Source organism: Halopseudomonas laoshanensis (assembly GCF_008365385.1).
Classification (GTDB): domain Bacteria; phylum Pseudomonadota; class Gammaproteobacteria; order Pseudomonadales; family Pseudomonadaceae; genus Halopseudomonas; species Halopseudomonas laoshanensis.
Genome location: NZ_QOVF01000003.1, coordinates 458,627 through 476,637, shown reverse-complemented (window position 1 = coordinate 476,637; position 18,011 = coordinate 458,627). Strand labels below are relative to the sequence as shown.

14 protein-coding genes are annotated in these 18,011 nt (G+C 58.9%); 5 read left to right on the top strand and 9 right to left on the bottom strand.

The genetic code is table 11. From position 1 onward, the window contains the following. Nucleotides 1–190: 190 nt before the first annotated feature. The 4 genes from DT594_RS13010 to DT594_RS12995 all read right to left on the bottom strand — a co-directional run bounded on the left by DT594_RS13010 (nt 191) and on the right by DT594_RS12995 (nt 4,349). Complete coding sequence (locus tag DT594_RS13010) at nt 191–925, bottom strand: anti-sigma factor (RefSeq protein WP_149333052.1); 735 nt, start codon at nt 923–925, stop codon at nt 191–193. Continuing rightward, entirely contained in the window at nt 922–1,479 is a 558-nt protein-coding gene (locus tag DT594_RS13005; protein ID WP_149333051.1) for a sigma-70 family RNA polymerase sigma factor, read from the bottom strand. The genes DT594_RS13010 and DT594_RS13005 overlap by 4 nt, the downstream gene beginning before the upstream one ends. A gap of 99 nt (nt 1,480–1,578) precedes the next feature. Beyond that, the gene (locus DT594_RS13000) at nt 1,579–3,540 is read right to left on the bottom strand and encodes an alkaline phosphatase D family protein (protein ID WP_246164633.1); all 1,962 of its coding nucleotides are present in this window, start codon (nt 3,538–3,540) and stop codon (nt 1,579–1,581) included. Nucleotides 3,541–3,632: 92 nt separating this feature from the next. Beyond that, on the bottom strand, nt 3,633–4,349 hold the full coding sequence (locus DT594_RS12995) for a tellurite resistance TerB family protein (RefSeq protein ID WP_149333050.1): 717 nt from the start codon (nt 4,347–4,349) through the stop codon (nt 3,633–3,635). 257 nt (nt 4,350–4,606) lie between these two features. On the opposite strand from DT594_RS12995, the gene DT594_RS12990 reads away from it, so the two are divergent. Together DT594_RS12990 and DT594_RS12985 are read left to right on the top strand one after the other, a co-directional pair. Then, complete coding sequence (locus DT594_RS12990) at nt 4,607–6,211, top strand: tetratricopeptide repeat-containing response regulator (protein WP_149333049.1); 1,605 nt, start codon at nt 4,607–4,609, stop codon at nt 6,209–6,211. An 8-nt stretch (nt 6,212–6,219) separates the two neighbouring features. Continuing rightward, nucleotides 6,220–6,912 carry a sensor histidine kinase gene (locus DT594_RS12985; protein WP_425460557.1) on the top strand — a complete coding sequence of 231 codons (693 nt, stop codon included), beginning with the start codon at nt 6,220–6,222 and terminating at the stop codon, nt 6,910–6,912. Between the two features lie 2 nt (nt 6,913–6,914). On the opposite strand, the gene amt is transcribed toward DT594_RS12985, so the two are convergent. The 4 genes from amt to DT594_RS12965 form a co-directional block, all read right to left on the bottom strand. Next, on the bottom strand, nt 6,915–10,301 hold the full coding sequence (amt, locus tag DT594_RS12980) for an ammonium transporter (RefSeq protein ID WP_149333048.1): 3,387 nt from the start codon (nt 10,299–10,301) through the stop codon (nt 6,915–6,917). A gap of 233 nt (nt 10,302–10,534) precedes the next feature. After that, complete coding sequence (locus DT594_RS12975) at nt 10,535–11,557, bottom strand: NADP-dependent oxidoreductase (protein ID WP_149333047.1); 1,023 nt, start codon at nt 11,555–11,557, stop codon at nt 10,535–10,537. 130 nt (nt 11,558–11,687) lie between these two features. Next, nucleotides 11,688–12,758, bottom strand: a complete 1,071-nt coding sequence (locus tag DT594_RS12970; RefSeq protein ID WP_149333046.1) for a GGDEF domain-containing protein — start codon at nt 12,756–12,758, stop codon at nt 11,688–11,690. A 57-nt stretch (nt 12,759–12,815) separates the two neighbouring features. Further along, nucleotides 12,816–13,358, bottom strand: a complete 543-nt coding sequence (locus tag DT594_RS12965; RefSeq protein WP_149333045.1) for a gamma carbonic anhydrase family protein — start codon at nt 13,356–13,358, stop codon at nt 12,816–12,818. Nucleotides 13,359–13,477: 119 nt separating this feature from the next. Here DT594_RS12965 and prlC point away from each other — a divergent pair, with 119 nt between their 5' ends. Both prlC and DT594_RS12955 read left to right on the top strand, forming a co-directional pair. Next, nucleotides 13,478–15,526, top strand: coding sequence for an oligopeptidase A (prlC, locus tag DT594_RS12960; protein ID WP_149333044.1), 2,049 nt, complete (start codon nt 13,478–13,480; stop codon nt 15,524–15,526). After that, entirely contained in the window at nt 15,523–15,786 is a 264-nt protein-coding gene (locus DT594_RS12955; protein WP_149333043.1) for a YheV family putative zinc ribbon protein, read from the top strand. The genes prlC and DT594_RS12955 overlap by 4 nt, the downstream gene beginning before the upstream one ends. 30 nt (nt 15,787–15,816) lie before the next feature. On the opposite strand, the gene DT594_RS12950 is transcribed toward DT594_RS12955, so the two are convergent. After that, complete coding sequence (locus tag DT594_RS12950) at nt 15,817–16,461, bottom strand: hypothetical protein (RefSeq protein WP_149333042.1); 645 nt, start codon at nt 16,459–16,461, stop codon at nt 15,817–15,819. 420 nt (nt 16,462–16,881) lie between these two features. Here DT594_RS12950 and coxB point away from each other — a divergent pair, with 420 nt between their 5' ends. Next, nucleotides 16,882–18,006, top strand: coding sequence for a cytochrome c oxidase subunit II (gene coxB / locus DT594_RS12945; RefSeq protein ID WP_149333041.1), 1,125 nt, complete (start codon nt 16,882–16,884; stop codon nt 18,004–18,006). Nucleotides 18,007–18,011 lie beyond the last annotated feature (5 nt).

Below are 18,011 nucleotides of genomic sequence, written 5' to 3'. Positions count from 1 at the left end.
CATGAAGTTACGCAACGACTTGGGAAACGGATGCAGCAAAACTATTTTTTATTTCATGCGCGAGCAATTAGCAGGGCAAACTCCGCCCGACAGCAGGATGGGAAGGTGTTGGAATACGCACAGGGAACTGGCTGCCAGCCGGACGCGAGCTAAACACGTGCCGGCGAAGCAGCCCTGGAACTCCTGCAGATCAGATGTCTGCCAGCACCCCCTGCGCAACCACCGGGCCGGTGGGCAGCCCAGTTGGCGAACCGCCGGGCGGCTCTAGCGAAATAGCGAAAACGCTGCTCGCATTCGCCAGCGTCCCAAGCTCTACGGGAACAGCCAGACGCACTGCGCCATCGGCAGGCAGCAAGCCAAGCGACTGCGGAGGCAAATCGCCAGAAATCAGCCAGAGTTCGGCTGCCCGACCGTCGAGCGCAATGTCCCCGACTGGGACTACGATCAGGCTGCGCCGGCTGGCATCCAAGGTCGCGGTGTAAACCATCTCGCCGTTGTCCAGTTGCAGCGCGGCCGTCAGCATCGTACCTGCGGGTTGCATTTCGTCTTCAGCAGGCAGCATCACTACCAACAAAACTGCCATGATCAGCGCTGCGGCGAGTCCCGCAGCAGAGAACCCACGCCAGAGTGCCAAACTACTCCAGATGGTGCTGGTTGGTTGAGGCTCGGCAACAAGGGCGCGGGGCTGTACATGCCCGAGGCTATCGCGGATGCGAGCCCAGGCATAAGCTGGCGGCGCCTCATCTGTAATTTCTCCCAGCATCGGCGCAAGGCGCTCATGCCACTCGGTCAGCCGCTGCGCGTACTCCGGGGCAGAGGCAAGCTGCGTTTCGACGAATTGCCGCTGATCAGCATCCAATACGCCCAGCGCATATTCCGCCAACCGCAGATCGTCATCTTCGCTTAATGATTGGGTTGTGTTCATTGCTCCAGGCACGCCTTGAGGCTCAGCAAGCCACGTCGAATCCAGCTCTTCATGGTGCCAAGCGGCACGCCCGTGCGAGCTGCAAGATCATGATAAGTACAACCGTCAAAGAAGGCTGTTCTGATAACGGTACGGTGCTGGTTCTGCAGTCGGGCAAGGCAGTTGGCCAGCCGCAGCTGATCACTGGCGAACTCGACCGGGTCAACTCCCTCCGGCTCCGGCAATTGGTCAGGGTCGATCATGTCCGTATGCCGCTCAACACCACCCAGCCGCAGCCGGTCGATGCATTTGGAGCGTGCGATCGTGGTCAGCCAGGTAATCGGAGTGCCCCGCGCCTCGTCGAACTGTGAAGCTTTGTTCCAGATCGTCAGATAGATTTCTTGCAGCACATCTTCGGCATCGCTGCGTTGCACCAACATGCGCTTACAGATACCGAAGAGCTTGGCACTGGTGAGGCGGTAAAGATGTTCGAATGCCTGCTGATCACGTCGCCCGGTTGCCAGGAGCAACGGGCCTAAACCGACTGGGTCTTGCGCTCTGTCAGTTGCCACCATTGTTTTACCCTGGCTGGTTTAACTGCATTGCTCGTTTATGGGCCGTAATCTAGCAGCAATCTAGAATCCCGACTACCCGAGCTGGCCAGTGGCCTGGAATTAGCTGGACTGCTCAGAAAATCTCACCACCATCCCTCGCGCATCCAACTGCCGTACATCCACTGGCCTGCCGTCCTGGTCCATGATCACCAAGCCAATGCCAGTGCCATTCCAAACACGCTCACCGGAGCTCGCCTGATCAGGATCACGCGGAGTGATCTGCATGCGGCGGCGTTTGGTCAGCCAGTTGAGTGGCGACCAGGGCGCATACAACCATCGGTTAAGGCGGTCGAACCAGTCCAGCAGTGAGACGGGAAAGGCATTCTTCAGGCCGCTGCTGGTGATCTGCCATATATGCGGGCCCCGGTCGCGGTGGCGAATGCGGATGTCGTAGACGTAGGAATAATGCACATCTCCGGAGAGTACGACGAAATTACCCGGGGTGCGCGAATGGCGGAAAATATTCAACATGACCCTGGCCGCGCCACGATGGGCCATCCAGTTTTCGGCGTCGACCAGCAGCGGTTTGCCCACCAGGGTAAACAGCTTCTGTACCCCTTCGATCAGCTTGACGCCAAACATGGGCGCTGGCGAGACGATCACAACGCCTTTCTTGTCCAGCATGCGCTGTTGCATCTCGGTCAGCGACTCCCAATCCATCAGCCCTGAGGGGCGTCCAGGGCTACGCTCACTGCGCCAGCGGCGGGTGCGGGTATCCAGCACGATCAGATGGGGCGTGCCCGGGACTTGATATTCCCAGGCATGGAAGCGCAACAGGTTGTCGATCGTGGCGTCCTGAGCAGCCGCATCCAGCCAACCGCTCTCGTTGGCACTGCCCAATAGACTTTCCAGCTCAGCCAGGGGTTTGCTGACCCGGTCTGGATCATTACCCCAGGCCTGGCAGAGCAGATAGGCCACCAGGGCATTACCGATGATGCGCCGGGAGAACGGGTGCCCGTAGGCGGTGCTTTCCCAGTCGGCGGTCAGATTCCAGTCGTCGGTCACATCGTGATCGTCGAAAATCATCAGGCTCGGCATGTGCGCCAACAGCCGCGCTACCTGGGGCAGGCCATCAACGAAGTCGTTGATGATCTCCTGCTCTTCCCGATATGCCTCTTCCTGCTCCTGCGCCAGTACAGGCTTGCCCTGCCGATCAATCAGCCGCCAGGGCACCGGCGACCAGACCAACAGATACATCGCCAGCACTTCACTCAGGGTCATCAGGTGATTGCGCGCATGGGTCGAGGTGAACACCGGCTTTTTCACACCGCCGAAGAAACGTTCGCGCAGTGCCACGTTGCCCTGTACATCAGGCAACAGTTGTTCACGCTGATAGTAGCTTTTGTCACTCTGATAGAGCGCCTGGCTATCATCCACCGTAGCGCCTTCAAGCTTCTCGTCATACAGGCCGAGACGTTCGATTAACCGGTGTATCGCTACCAGCATCGGCCCCGCGACATCGTCGGAGTACACCTGATCTCCGGTCATCAACAGCCAGTCAGGCCGTTGCTCCGGATCCAGCAGCCGCTCGCCAAGCCACTCTTCGGCCCGCACCAAACCATCTTTGCCGGCAAAATGTGGCTTACGGCAGGAGCCATGCAGCAGTTGCCGATTGCTGCTGGGGATGACGAAAGACAATGTCTCCTGCCCTGGATAGCGTAATTCCGGCATAACCGCAGCCAGGCTCTGTTCACCCGCGCCATCAGTCCAGAGCAGGTCGTAGCTGATCAGCTGATCGACCGGCAGCGGCTGCGGCAGTGCGTAGTCAAGCAGCTGCACGTGAGCATGCCGGCCGATCGATAATATCTGGCCCTGCCCCTTTCCTGCCTCAGCATCACCGTCGCTCAGGCCGTGCCGAGAGTGACTGCCACCCTCGGGCTGCACACTAAGCGTCATGGCCAACGGCTGGCTGGTGACCAGCCAGATCAGGATGCGATCAGGTGATAGACGGCGTAGCACCGGGCCGGCCAGGATTGCAGGCAGCTCGGTTGAAAGCGGGGTGGGTAGGGTGACGATGGTCAAGCCTCTCTAATCAAAGACCTGCCCGGGCAAGAACCGGGGCAGGATCACTTCATGAATACAGGCAACAGCTCAAGTGGTGGAGTATGAACGACTCAGGCGGCTACCCGTGCCTGCTTTTCCAGCTCGACCTTGAGAGCCGGATCCAGCGACAGCTGGCGCGCCAGCTCTTCCAGATAGGAGCGCTCCATAAAGTTCTCCTCATCAACCATCAGCAGGCTGGCCAGATACATCTCGGCGGCCATCTCCGGCGTGGTGGCCGAGCCGGCGATATCCTTGGGCTCCAGCGGCTTGTTCAATTCCTGGTCGAACCAACGCTGCAAATCAGGATCCTGCGTCAGCTTGGCGACCTCGCCATCGATCAGTTCGCGCTCACGGGCGTCTATGTGCCCATCGGCCTTGGCAGCGCCAATCACCGCACGCAAAATCGCATGGCTGTGCTCTTCCGCTTGCGCGGCCGGCAAGCGATCGACGGTTTGTGGCTCGATCTGGCGCTGCTGGTCGCCATTTTGCTGCTGCCAATTGTTGTAGGCCTTGTAAGCGACCACACCAAGCGCGGCCAGGCCGCCATAGGTGATCACCTTGCCGCCCATCTTGCGCGCCTTTTTGTTACCCAGCAACATGCCTATGGCACCCGCTCCGAGCGCGCCACCTCCGGCACCTGTCAGCAGGCCGCTCAGCGAAGAAGCGCCCTTGCCGGAGGATTGCCGATGCGTATTGCCACTCTGAGCGCCGCCCTGGGAGGAAGAACCGCCTTGCAGCATTTCGGTACCGGATTTGAGCAACTGGTCAAGCAAGCCTCGTGTAATCATGTGTGCCTCTGTCGTAAGAGTGAACTATCTATAGGATGCTATTTTCGAAATATTAGTTCGATTATCCACAACAAACTTAACTCAGTCTTAAAACCGTCTTTTGGCTGAGATCACCACACCAGCAGGTGTAACTTCAAGGCACTCGCTTTCATGTAGTGGCACTTTGCCTTATTCTGCATCTGCGCGAGGCTTGCAACCAGCCAGCTATACTGCCCATAGTGCCCGTTACTTAGCAGGCGCTTTGCCCGGATGCTTCTATGATTGATTACAGCAAAAAACGTTTTCTAGTCGTCGATGACTTTTCTGAATTTCGTACGTCCGTTATCGGTATGTTGCGGCTGATGGCGGTTAAACAAGCCGACTCCGCGCCACGCGGCGAAGATGCGATCGCGATGTGCCGCAACACTCAATATGACGTGATACTGCATGACTACAACCTGGGCGCCGGCAAGAATGGTCAACAGGTACTGGAAGAGCTGCATCATTTGAAGCTGATCAGCCCGCACTGCATTTTCGTCATGTGTACCGCCGAAAGCAGCCAGGCGATGGTCATGAGCGCGCTTGAGTGCGAGCCGGACGCCTACCTGACCAAACCTTTCAACCGCGCCAGCCTGCAACAGCGGCTGGATAAGCTGGTGGAGCGCAAGACCGCGCTCAAGCCGATCCTCGATGCACTGGCAAAACAGGACCATCGCGGTGTGCTTGCCGCCTGCGAAAAGGTCACTCTCGAACACAAACGCTTTGCGCCGCAATGCCTGCGCTATCAAGCCAATGCCCTCAAGGCCCTCGGGCAACGTGCTGAACTGGAAAAGCTGCTGCAGGCCCAGGTGACTGACCGCCCAATGCCCTGGGCGCTGATTGCCCTGGGCAACCTGTGGCTGGAACAGGGCAAGCTGGAACAGGCCTTGGAGCTGTTCCGGTCGGCGATCAGCCAGTTCCCGATGCTGCCGGCACTGTTCGATGGGCTGGCCGCAGTGATGGCCGCCATGGGCGAGCCCAAACAGGCGCAGGAGTATATCGAGCAGGGCATAAAGATCTCGCCGAACAGCCTGCAGCGCCAGCAGTCGCTGGGCAAACTGGCCAAGGCCAATGGCGACTTCGACAATGCAGTGCGGGCCTACCGACAGGCCGTGGACCTGGGCCAGAACTCGCAATTTCGTGACCCGGAAAGCCATCTCGGGCTGGCGGCCAGCCTGAATGAGCAGGCCGGCGACCAGGCACCTAACCCGCGCGCAGTACTGGAAATCCGCAAGACCCTCGGCGACTTGGGCAAAAGCTGGAAGGGCGATGCCAACCTGCAGGTACGCGCGCAGCTGATGGAAGCCAGTACGCTGATCAAGACCGGTGACCAGCGCGAGGCCGACAAGCTGATTCAGCAAGCCAGTACCCAGCTTGGCGAACTGAATACCTTCTTCTCCGCCGAAGTGGCGCTTGAGGTAGCCGGGCAACTTAAAGCGCTGGGCCAGGAAGAGCAGGCCAAGGGTATCCTGCACACCTGTGCGGAAATGTATGGTGACGATGCCAAGGTTATGCAATCGATCGCCGAACAAACCGATGACCCGGCCATTCTGAACGGCGGCAAGGCTGCGCAGGAGCTTAATCGACAGGGCATCCGTCTTTATCAGCAAAAGCAGTTCGCCGAGGCTCTGCCGTTATTCCGCGAGGCGCAAACATTGCAGCCGCGCAATATCAGCTTCGCGCTGAATACCGCCCAGTCACTTCTGCGCATGCTTCTGGCGCAGCCCGATCCTGAGCTGAAAGCGCAATGCCTGGACTGCCTGGACCAAGTGCGCAGCATGCCTGCCAGCGATGCACGGTATGAGCGTTATCAAAAACTCTGTAACACGGTAGCCGGTCTGTGAGCGACGATCTGCAGAACAAACCTGAGGGGCTGGATTTTTCCACCGTGATCGCCTCTACCGTGCACGACATGAAAAACTCACTAGGCATGTTGATGCAGGCTTACCAGCAATGGTCTGCGGATCTGCCCGCGGACTTGACCGACAACCGCGAACGCGGAGTGATCGAGTACGAGTCCCTGCGTCTGAACGGCATGCTGGTGCAGATGCTCAGCCTGTACAAACTGGGGGTCAATCAACTGCCCATGCGCCCGGCCTGGATGGAAGTGGAGGATTTTCTTCAGGCGCAGCTGGCGCGGCACAACGAGATTCTCGGTTCGCGGCACATCACCGGCAGCTATGAGGTCGAGGAGGACGGGCAGCTGGCCTTTTTCGATGCCGAACTGGTCGGCTCGGTGGTCGGTAATGTGATCAATAATTCGATCCGCTATGCCCGCTCGGCTATTCATCTCAAGGCCTGGACCGAGGACGAGCAACTGGTGCTGTCCATCAGCGACGACGGTCAGGGCTATCCGCCCAGCATGATCGAGGACCAGTCCGATTATGTGTTGGGCATCAATATGAGTACCGGCAGTACCGGGCTGGGTTTGTATTTCGGCCAGCGCATCGCCGAACTGCATCAGCGCAACGGCCAGCAGGGGCATATTCAACTGCTGAACGGCGGACCATTGAACGGCGGCGAATTTCGCATCTATCTGCCGTGACGCTAACGGGGCATCATGCGCACACCGTCCAGCTCGCTGAGCGGCCGCGGATGGCCTAAGTGATAGCCCTGCGCATAGTCCACGCCGATCTCGGTCAGGCACTCGAGGATTCCCGCGCTCTCGACAAACTCGGCCACCGTGATCAACCCCATCTCATGGCCGATGGTATTGATCGAGGCGACCATGGCGCGGGCGATCGGGTCGGTTTCAATATCTTTGACGAACACGCCGTCGATTTTCAGGATGTCTACCGGTAGGGTTTTCAGATAGGCAAAAGACGACAGGCCCGAGCCAAAGTCATCCAGTGCAAAACGGCAGCCAATCGCCTTGAGCCGTTGCATGAAAATCACCGCGCGGCTCAGATTGGCAATCGCACTGGTTTCGGTCAGCTCGAAACAGATGCACTCGGCCGGCACCTTGTGCCGCGCCAGGGTTTCCAGCACAAACTCCAGAAAGCTTTCCTCGCCCAACGAGGCCGCGGACAGATTGATCGAATAATTGCCCGGGTTACCAGCTATCCGCCGCGAGTAATCCCCCACCCAGGCGAGAAAGTTACCTACTACCCAACGATCAATCGCGGTCGCCAGTGCATAACGCTCTGCCGCAGGCATAAAGGCGCCTGGCGGGATGATGCGCCCGTCTTCGGCGAGCATGCGCACCAGCACTTCGTAACTGGGTACCGCGTCCTGCTGCTTCACGCAAACGATGGGCTGCACGTAGAGGCGCAGCCAGTCGCCATCCAGCGCCTGGCGCAAGCGGTTGACCCACTGCATTTCACCACGCCGCTCAAGCAATTGCTGATCGTCTGCCTGATAAATGTGAATCCGGTTGCGTCCGGCATCCTTGGCGGCGTAGCAGGCGCTGTCAGCAGCGCTGAGCAGGCTACCCAGGGTTTCTCCCTGCTCGACCTGTACCAGGCCGATGCTGACGCCCACCGCAAAGGTCTTGCCCTCCCAGCTAAAGCGGAACTCTTCAACCAGCGCGCGCATGCCATCGACAATCGGCACCGCCTCTTCCAATGGGCAACCCGCCAGCAGCAAGCCGAACTCGTCACCGCCGAGCCTGGCGAGCACGTCGCTACTGCGGATGCGGCTCTGGAACAGTTTGGTCAGTTGCCGCAGCAATTCGTCTCCCGCTGCATGCCCGCAGGTATCATTGACGATCTTGAACTGATCCAGGTCCATATAGCAAAGCACCTGGTCGCCACGCTCCTCCGCCGGGATCAGCAGTACCGCGAGCAGGCGCCGCTCGAATTCGGCGCGATTGGTCAGCCCGGTCAAAGTGTCGTGGGCAGCCTGATGGGAGAGTTCGCGGGCCAGCCGACGATTGGTGGTGACATCACGGAAGGTCAGCACCGCGCCGATAATATGCCCTTCGGCATTTCGGATTGGCGCTACGGCATCCTGAATTGCCACATCGGTACCATCGCGTCGGCGCAGCAGCAGCACATTGGCTTCCTGACCCTGCAACCCCTGGCGATAACGGCGCAACAAGGCGGTCACCGGATTCCCCAGAGGTACGCCGGTAAACTCGTCAAACAGCCGGTAGATATCCTCCAGTGGCCGACCGCGTGCCTGTTCGCCATCCCAGCCGGTCAGCTTTTCAGCGACCGGATTCAGGTAGTTGATGCGGCTATCCGGTCCGGTAGTGATCACCCCATCACCAATCGAGGCCAGAGTGACCTGCGCCAGCACCTTTTCCTGAAACAGTTGTTGCTCGACGCGGCGCCGCTCGGTGATATCGCGGATCATGCAGGTCAGCAAATGCTCATCCTCATGCCCGCGGCTGACCGTCAGCTCGGCAACGAACTGCTCGTGCCCATGGCGGCTGAACAGCACTTCCTGTTTCAGCTCACCTCCAGCCAGCGGTTGCGGCAGACCCTTCCAATTATTCTCGGCCACCAACCGCTGCAGCGGCTGGCCGAGCAAATCCGCTGATGCCAGGCCAAACAGCCGCTCTGCCCCTGGATTGCAGCTCGCCAATACCCCCTCGGGCGAGCAGGTGACAATGCCGTCACGGATATCGCGGATGATTGACTGTGTAGTGCCCACCGCGGCTTGCAGCGCACGGATCACCTTGTTGTACTGACCGGCGATCTGACCGACTTCGGTAAAGGGCTCAACCGGCACTTCCCGGGCAAAATGGCCATCACGCTGATGCGTGGCCATAGCTCCAAGCAGCTCGACCAGTTCTGTGCGCGCGCCATGCTCCGAGACATTCAGGCCCACCACTTCATCTTCCGCGCTGACGCGGATGGGCACTATGCGGTTAAGCAGACGCAGCACCGCCCAGGTCAAACCGAAGGCCCAAAGACCGGCCACCAGCACGCCCTGACCCTGAACCATAAGCTGCTGCCAGCGGCTCAGCCCGGTACCCAGCAGGTCCAGATCGGCAAACAGCGCCAGTGCCAGCGTGCCCCAGATACCGGAGGCTAAATGCACCGGTACCGCGCCGACCGCATCATCGATTTTCAGGCGATACATCAATCGGTCAGCCAGGTACATGACCACCGCGCCTGTGAGGCCAATCAGCAGTGCCGCGCCGGCATCAATCACATGCGCGCTGGCGGTAACCGCGACCATGCCAGCGATCAACCCGTTAAGCGGATAGACCGGGTCCACATGTCGCCAGCGCAGCCAGGACAGGATCATTCCGCCGAGGATCCCGGCGACGCCGGCCAGTACGGTATTGGCGATGATGCCAGGCACACTGTGGTCAAAGCTGAAAGTACTGCCACCGTTGAAACCAAACCAGCCAAACATCAACAACAATGCGCCGAGCATGGCCATTGGCAGATTCGAGCCGGGCATACTGCGGCCGTGCCGGCCAAGCTCATAACGCCCCTGGCGCGGTCCGAGCACCAGCACAACCGCCAGCGCGATCCAGCCACCGACACTGTGCACCACGGTAGAGCCGGCAAAGTCGACGAAGCCCTGTTTGGCCAGCCAGCCCTGACCCTCGCTGAAACTGCCGCCCCAGGCCCAGTGGCCGAAGAACGGATAGATCACCCCGGCCGCCAGCACGGTCACCAGCAGGTAGCCGCTGAAGCGCATGCGCTCGGCGGCAGCGCCGGAAACGATGGTCGCGGCGGTGGTGCAGAACATGGCCTGGAACAGGAAGAATGCCGACTGCCAGGTATCCAGGAAAGAGAGCATGACAAAACCAGTACCAAACCATCCATGCTCACTGGCACCAAACATGATGCCGAAACCGAACAACCAGTACAGCAGGATGGCGACACTCAGGTCAGCCATGTTCTTCACCGCCACATTGATGGTGTTCTTGCTGCGCGTGAGACCCGCTTCGAGGCAGAGAAAGCCCAACTGCATGTTAAACACCAGGCCGGCGCAGAGCACGACCCAGAGTACATCTATCATGGAGACTGGCATGGCCCATCCTGCTGGCTAAATGAGCAAACTGGCACAATGATGGCGCGGCCAAACGAAAAAGCCGGTCTTTGTGCTGCAAAAAGAGGCATCGAGACAGACAAGCGGGCTGATCGGCTCAATACAGTGCAACCGATGCAGTTTCTATACCAAGGGTAGGGGGCGTTGCTGGAACAGGGTGTTGCGGAGATAGAACCCCCCGCCGCCCTGTGCAGGGGCGGCGGGGGATCAGGGTCTTACTCGGCGACGCGAACCAACTGCTTACCGAAGTTCTTGCCCTTGAGCATACCCTTGAATGCGTCTACGGCATTATCCAGGCCTTCGGCGATGGTTTCACGATATTTGATCTTGCCTGAGGCAATCTGCTCGGCCAGATGCGCGGTGATTTCCTGGTGCTTGTCCTGCCACTCGGTGACCAGGAAGAAGCGGTGTTCGGGCTTGTCTTCCATGGCGCCAAAGACGTGAAAAGGTGTTTCAACCTTGCTCGCATCTTCGGCGTTGTAAGCCGACACATAACCACAGATCGGCACGCGTGAGCCGCTGTTCAGCAGCTTGGCGACGGCGCGGGTGACAGCACCACCGACGTTTTCAAAGTACACATCAATGCCGTTGGGGCAGGCATCCTTCAGGTCTTGCTCGAGATTGCCGGCTTTGTAGTCCACGCACTCGTCAAAGCCCAGCTCTTCAACTACATAGCGGCACTTCTCTTCCCCGCCAGCAACACCGACCACACGGCAACCCAATTGCTTGGCGGTCTGACCCACTACAGTGCCAACCGGACCGGAAGCGGCTGAAACCACAACCGTTTCGCCAGCCTTGGGCTTGCCGACATATACCAGGCCGCAATAGCCGGTACGTCCAGGCATGCCGGCGACGCCGAGATACGCCTGCAACGGAATGCCGTGATCCTGGACCTTGTAAACCATGGGCGCATCGCCGGGGATGATGCTGTATTCCTGCCAGCCGGAATAGCTGGTGACCACATCGCCAACCGCATAGTTGGGCGACTTGGATTCAACCACGCGGCCGACGCTTTCACCGACGATAGGCGCACCGATTTCGATCGGATCCATATAACCCTTGCTGTCGTTCATGCGCGGACGCATGTAAGGGTCCAGGGACAGCCACAAGGTCTTGATCAGTACTTCGCCGTCTTTCAGATCACGAACCGGCTCCTGCTTGATGACCAGGTCGCCATCCTTGATTTCGCCCTGTGGGCGTTGGTTAAGTACTACTTTGCGATTGCTGTAGGCAGACATGAAAAGCCTCGACTGGTTGAAAACAGAAAAAAGGGGCAAGAACGCCCTGACCCACAGAGCATAAACCAGGCAGCCGCCAAATCACGGAACATCGCGGCATTATTCATCGGGCTGATTGCTTGCTAGTTGGCTATCCGAAACCGGGGTCGCGGTCGATCAGCTGGTTGCGCCCCGATGCCTTGCCGCGATACAGACGTTGATCGGCGCAACGGTAAAGCTCGAACGCAGTTACGCCATCCACACCCATCTGCGCCAAGCCGAAGGTTGCCGAGAGCAGGATCTGCTGGCCCTGGTGCTCCAATGGCGTAATTACTATCTGCCGGCGCAGGCTTTCCACCAGTTCCTGACCTGCCCGCGCGTCGGTATTGCGCAGCAGGATGCCAAACTCCTCGCCGCCCAGCCGGCCCAGAGTGTCGGTGCGCCGCAGGCGTTGCGCAATACAGGCGCAGATGTGCTGCAAAGCCGCATCTCCAACGTCGTGGCCCCAACGATCATTGACCTCCTTGAAAAAATCCACGTCCATCATCACCAAGACCAATCCGGAGCCACTGCGCGCAGCCTCATCCACGCTTCGCTCCAACGCCCGCTGAAAGCTGCCGCGGTTGGCCACCCCGGTCAGTGCATCCACTTCGGCCAGATGCTCAAGCGCCCGCTGAGCCAACGCCCGTCGGGACTCGTACAGGTGTACAAACAATAGAATCAGCAGACCACAGAGCAAGGAGTTGCCCAGATCGATCAAGCCGGCGGCGTCTGCCGGAACGCCGAAGCGGTAAAGATAGGCCAGCGCTGCTGCGCTGATAAATGGCAAGGCCAACAGCAGGCCCGCGAGGCGGCCCAACAACAGGTAGGACAGGATGGGAATCAGATATACCCAGACGAACGCTGTATGCGACGCGTCGGGCATGAAAATGATGTAAGTCAGAAAGCAGTAAAGCGGAAGCAGGTAGAAGTAGATCCATATGACCGGTCGCACTGCGCTGGCAACCCGCCAGCTGCACCAGAGCAGCACCGCGCAAGAGACCAGCTCGAACAAACCCAGGAGATAACGCCCGTAACTCAGCTGCAGCACCCCGAATGCGCCCAAAGTGATACTCGAGGTGAGAAACACCACCCGCATCAGCGCCCGCTGATCATTCTCTACCAGGCCGGTAGCGCCAGCCTTGAAGGCCACGCTGAGCGAGCGGGACTGCCATGGAAACATGGTTCTGATCTCTTTTTCATCGAGTATAGACCCACATCCTGCATTCCGGCAGCCGCGTCAGCCTTGCGCCAGCTCGGCCAGGTGTTCGTCCTTGAGCCGTACATAATTGGCCGCGGTGTAGGTGAAAAAACTGCGCTCTTTATCGGTCAGCGGTCTGACCTGCCGCGCCGGGCTGCCCATATACAGATAGCCCGACTCCAGCGTGCGTTGCGCCGGCACCAGACTGCCGGCACCGATGATCACCTCGTCTTCAACCACCGCCCCGTCCATGACAATACTGCCCATACCCACCAGTACCCGGCTACCAATCGTACAGCCATGCAACAAAACCTTGTGTCCGATGGTCACATCATCACCGACAAGTAATGGATAGCCGTCCGGATTAAACGGCCCGGCGTGAGTAATGTGCAGCACGCTGCCATCTTGCACGCTGGTGCGCGCGCCGATACGAATGCGGTGCATATCGCCGCGGATGACCGTCAACGGCCACACCGAGCAGTCATCGCCCAGCGCCACATCGCCAATCACTACCGCAGACGGGTCAACAAAGACCGCCTGCCCCAATTGCGGCGACTTGCCGCTCAGCGTGCGTACATTCATGCTCTGTCTCCATTAACGAAAGCTCTTGTCACTATTAATAAAATCCAGTGGCCGTGCCAAGCGCTCCCATATTCAATAAGATACATACTATGACTCAGTCACCCATTTCAGGAAACTTCATGACCTCGTCCAACCCGCTTCTGCAACCCTACGACCTGCCTCCCTTCAGCAGCATCCGTGCCGAGCACGTCAAGCCTGCCATCGAGCAGGTTCTGGCAGACAGTCGCGCGACGCTGGCTCGACTGCTGGATAACCCACCGGCGCAATGGACCTGGTCCAACCTGATCGTGCCGCTGGACGATATGGGCGAAAAGCTCGGCCAGGCCTGGTCGCCAGTGCGCCACCTCAACTCGGTAATGAACAGCCCCGAGCTGCGCGATGCCTACAACAGCTGCCTGCCGCTGCTGAGTGAATTCAGCACCGAGATGGGCCAGAACCAGAAGCTGTTTGCCGCCTATCAGCAACTCGCCGAAGGCGAAGCCTTCAGTCAGCTGGATCAGGCGCAGCAGACGATCATCGAGCATGCGCTGCGTGATTTCCGTCTATCCGGTATCGCGCTGCCAGCCGAGCAGCAAAAGCGCTACGGCGAGATGCAAATGCGCCTGTCGGAGTTGCAAAGCACTTTCTCCAACCAGTTGATGGATGCCACCCAGGCCTGGACCAAACAGATTACCGACGCAGCCCAGCTAGACGGCCTGCCGGAATCCGCGCTGGCGCAGGCGAAACAGGCGGCCGAAGCCAAAGAGCTGGATGGCTGGCTGCTGACGCTGGAATTCCCCAGCTATTACGCCGTGATGACCTACGCCCATGATCGCTCCCTGCGCGAAGAGGTTTACACCGCGTACTGCACGCGTGCGTCAGAGGTCGGCCCGCAAGCCGGCGAATATGACAACGGCCCGCTGATCAGCGAAATTCTTGCCCTGCGCCAGGAGCTCGCGGAGCTGCTGGGCTTTGCCAACTTTGCCGAGCTGTCGCTGGCAACCAAGATGGCCGAAAGCACCGATCAGGTCGTCAGTTTCCTGCGTGATCTGGGCACCCGCAGCAAGAACTTCGCCGGCCAGGACCTGGCCGCGCTGCGCGAATTTGCTGCCGAGCGCGGCTGCAACGATTTGCAAAGCTGGGACGTCGGTTATTACGGCGAGCAATTGCAGCAGCATCGCTATGCAATTTCCCAGGAAGAGCTCAAGCCGTACTTCCCGGTCGATACTGTATTGACCGGCATGTTCTCGGTGGTCGAGCGGCTGTATGGCATCCAGCTGCGCGAAGTCAGCGAGTTTGATCGCTGGCACAAGGATGCACGGCTGTTCGAAGTACTCGAGCAGGGCGAGGTGATTGGCCGTTTCTTCCTCGATCTGTACGCACGCAGCCACAAGAACGGCGGCGCCTGGATGGATGGCTGCCGTGATCGCCGGTTGCTGCCTGACGGCGAACTGCAGCGGCCGATCGCTTACCTGGTGTGCAATTTCACCCCGGCGGTCGGAAGCAAACCTGCGCTGCTGACCCATGACGAAGTGACCACACTGTTCCACGAGTTTGGCCATGGCCTGCACCACCTGCTGACCCGAGTCGACTATCCAGCTGCATCCGGCATTAACGGCGTGGCCTGGGATGCCGTCGAGCTGCCCAGCCAGTTTATGGAAAACTGGTGCTGGGAGCCCGAAGGCCTGGCGCTGATTTCCGGCCACTATGAAACCGGGCATCCGCTACCCCAGGATCTGCTGGACAAGATGCTCGCCGCGCGCAACTTCCAGTCCGGCCTGGGCATGCTGCGCCAGGTAGAACTGTCATTGTTCGATTTCCTCCTGCACCTGCGCGAGAAGCCAGACCAGACGGTGCAACAGGTACTCGATCAGGTACGCGCCGAAGTATCGGTATTCCCGCCACCGGCATTCAACCGTTTCCAGAACGGGTTCGGGCATATCTTTGCTGGTGGTTACGCGGCCGGTTATTACAGCTACAAGTGGGCTGAAGTACTCTCGGCTGATGCCTTCTCACGCTTTGAAGAAGAGGGTGTGCTGAATACCGAAACGGGCAAGGCCTTCCGCGACAACATCCTGGCCCGTGGCGGTAGCCGTGAGCCGATGGAGCTGTTCGTTGCCTTCCGCGGGCGTGAGCCGAGCATCGACGCCCTGTTGCGCCACAGCGGATTGACCGGGGAGGCTGCATGAGCGGCACTCCGACCATCAAGCGCTTTATCGCCGGCGCGGTCTGCCCGGCGTGCAGCGCGATGGATACCATCCGCATGTATGAAGTTGACGGGGTGCCCAATCGCGAATGCGTCAGCTGCGGTTATGCCGATACGCTGGATGAACGCGGTAACTCGGTACCGCGTGAAGTGCCCACCCGGGTGACCAAGGCCAAGGAGCCTGCAGCGCCCAAGAGCCAGACGGTGCAGTTCTTCCCCAACCCGCGGCTGAAAAAGCCCTGAACCTCCGCAGGCTGGCTGGCGACTGACTAGCTAGCTGGCCTCGCGAAGGCGAATTTCCACGCCCAGTTGCCGGGATAGACACGGCCAGTTCTGCCAGAGGGCAATACGTCCACGTTGCGCGATGATCTGGCGAAAATCGGCAAAATCCTTGCTGCTGAACAGGCTTTCCGGCGCCAGCCCCTCGACTGCGGTATCCACTGCCATATCCAGCTGATTGGCAAAGGCATCGCCGAGTAACTGATGAACAATGACATTTGCCCGCGTGGTATCCAGCGGCAATAACGGCTCGCCGCCGTGGGCGATGTAGCGATCGTTGATTTCCTCGACCAGGCGATGCACCAGATAGGCTTCATCCAGCAACGCCAGCATGCCTTGATGATCGGCCGGCAGATCAGGCGGCTGCAGAAAGAAGGCCTCGGCGACCTTGAGCACCGGCAGCAGCTGCGTGCGCATATTGGCTGACTCGGCTACCGCCTGCGCGGCCTCCAGCGTGTCCGGCACCTCGGCGATATAACCTTCGGCAAAGCGGTGCAGGGTATCCAGCGGATCACTGCCGGGTTCGATAGCCGGATGCAGCTGCTCCATCTGCCCGCCGAGCCAACTGCGCAGGCTACCCTGCTGCAGCTCCTGCTGTTCAGCCACACGGATTCGCTCGCGTAACGCTGCAATATTCATAAGACACTCCCGTAAATACCAGAAACTGGTCGAGATGGAGATCGCTGGCGATCCGTCTCAAGCTAGCAGAGCACTATGATATCGTCAAAGTGGCTCAGGGTGAGGCAATAGAATGAAATGCAGAGACTTTTGCCCTCTTACCGCTGCCGGTTTGCGGCGGCCGCTGCTAACACAAGGCTACATGTGCAGCCTTGACAGATATCAAAAATAAAGCTTTCCGGGGATTGCCTTAGAAACTGTCAGGTCTATACTCAACGGGTCTGGCAGTTTTTTGGGGGGCCAGTCAATCCCGCTTGAGCATGCCGCTTCAACGGCCCGTCCGAGCAGTGCATTGCCACGTGTTTATTCAGTCCTGATGACTTTCTAAATGCACTTCCCCCCGCTACCAGAGCTGAATAAAAAAAATAAGGGGAACCGGGAATGTTGCGACAAGCAAGCGCCTGGCTGAGTGGTCTGTTATTGCTAGCACTCAGTGGCACCGTAAGCGCCGGATGGGCATTTAATATGCGTGAGGGGGTGACTGACATCAGTCGCTCGGTCTTTGATCTGCATATGTTGATCTTCTGGATCTGTGTCGTGATAGGCGTGATCGTCTTCGGCATCATGTTCTGGTCGATGTTCATGCACCGCAAATCCAGGGGCGCCGTCCCCGCCAAGTTTCACGAGAACGTCGGCGTTGAAGTTCTCTGGACCATCATACCGCTGCTGATTCTGGTGGGCATGGCAGTACCCGCGACCAAAACCCTGATCGAAATCTATGATGCCGAAGAAGCTGATATCGACATCCTGATCACCGGTTATCAATGGCGCTGGCAGTACAGCTACCTGAATGAAGACGTTGCTTTCATGAGCAACATGGTTACCCCCCGCGAAGAAATCGACAATCTTTCCCCCAAGAATGAAAACTATCTACTCGAAGTAGATGAGCCTCTTGTGGTGCCGGTTGGCAAGAAAATTCGCTTTCTGGTCACTGCGGCAGACGTTATCCACTCCTGGTGGGTACCTGCTCTGGCAGTGAAGAAAGACGCGATTCCCGGCTTCGTCAACGAAGCCTGGACGCGCATCGAGGAGCCAGGCATTTTCCGTGGTCAATGCACCGAGCTTTGCGGCCGCGACCATGGCTTCATGCCGGTAGTGGTTGAAGCCAAGTCGCAGGAAGACTACGACATCTGGCTGGCGGAGAAAAAAGAAACCGCCGCCCGCGAAGCCGAGCTGCGCGAGAAGGACTGGACGCTTGAAGAGCTGATGGAACGTGGTGAGCAGGTTTACTCACGCTCCTGTTCCTCCTGTCACCAGCCTGGTGGTGAAGGTTTGCCACCGATGTTCCCCGCACTGAAAGGCAGTGAAATTGCGCTGAATGATGTCGCTGCGCACATCGATATCGTCGTCAATGGCAAATCCGGCACCTCGATGGCCGCGTTCGGCCCACAGCTGTCGGAAACCGATATCGCTGCGGTAGTCACCTACGAACGTAACGCCTGGGACAATGACACCGGCGACATCGTAGCACCGCTCGACATCCTCAATTTCAAGAATAGCCAATAGGAGAC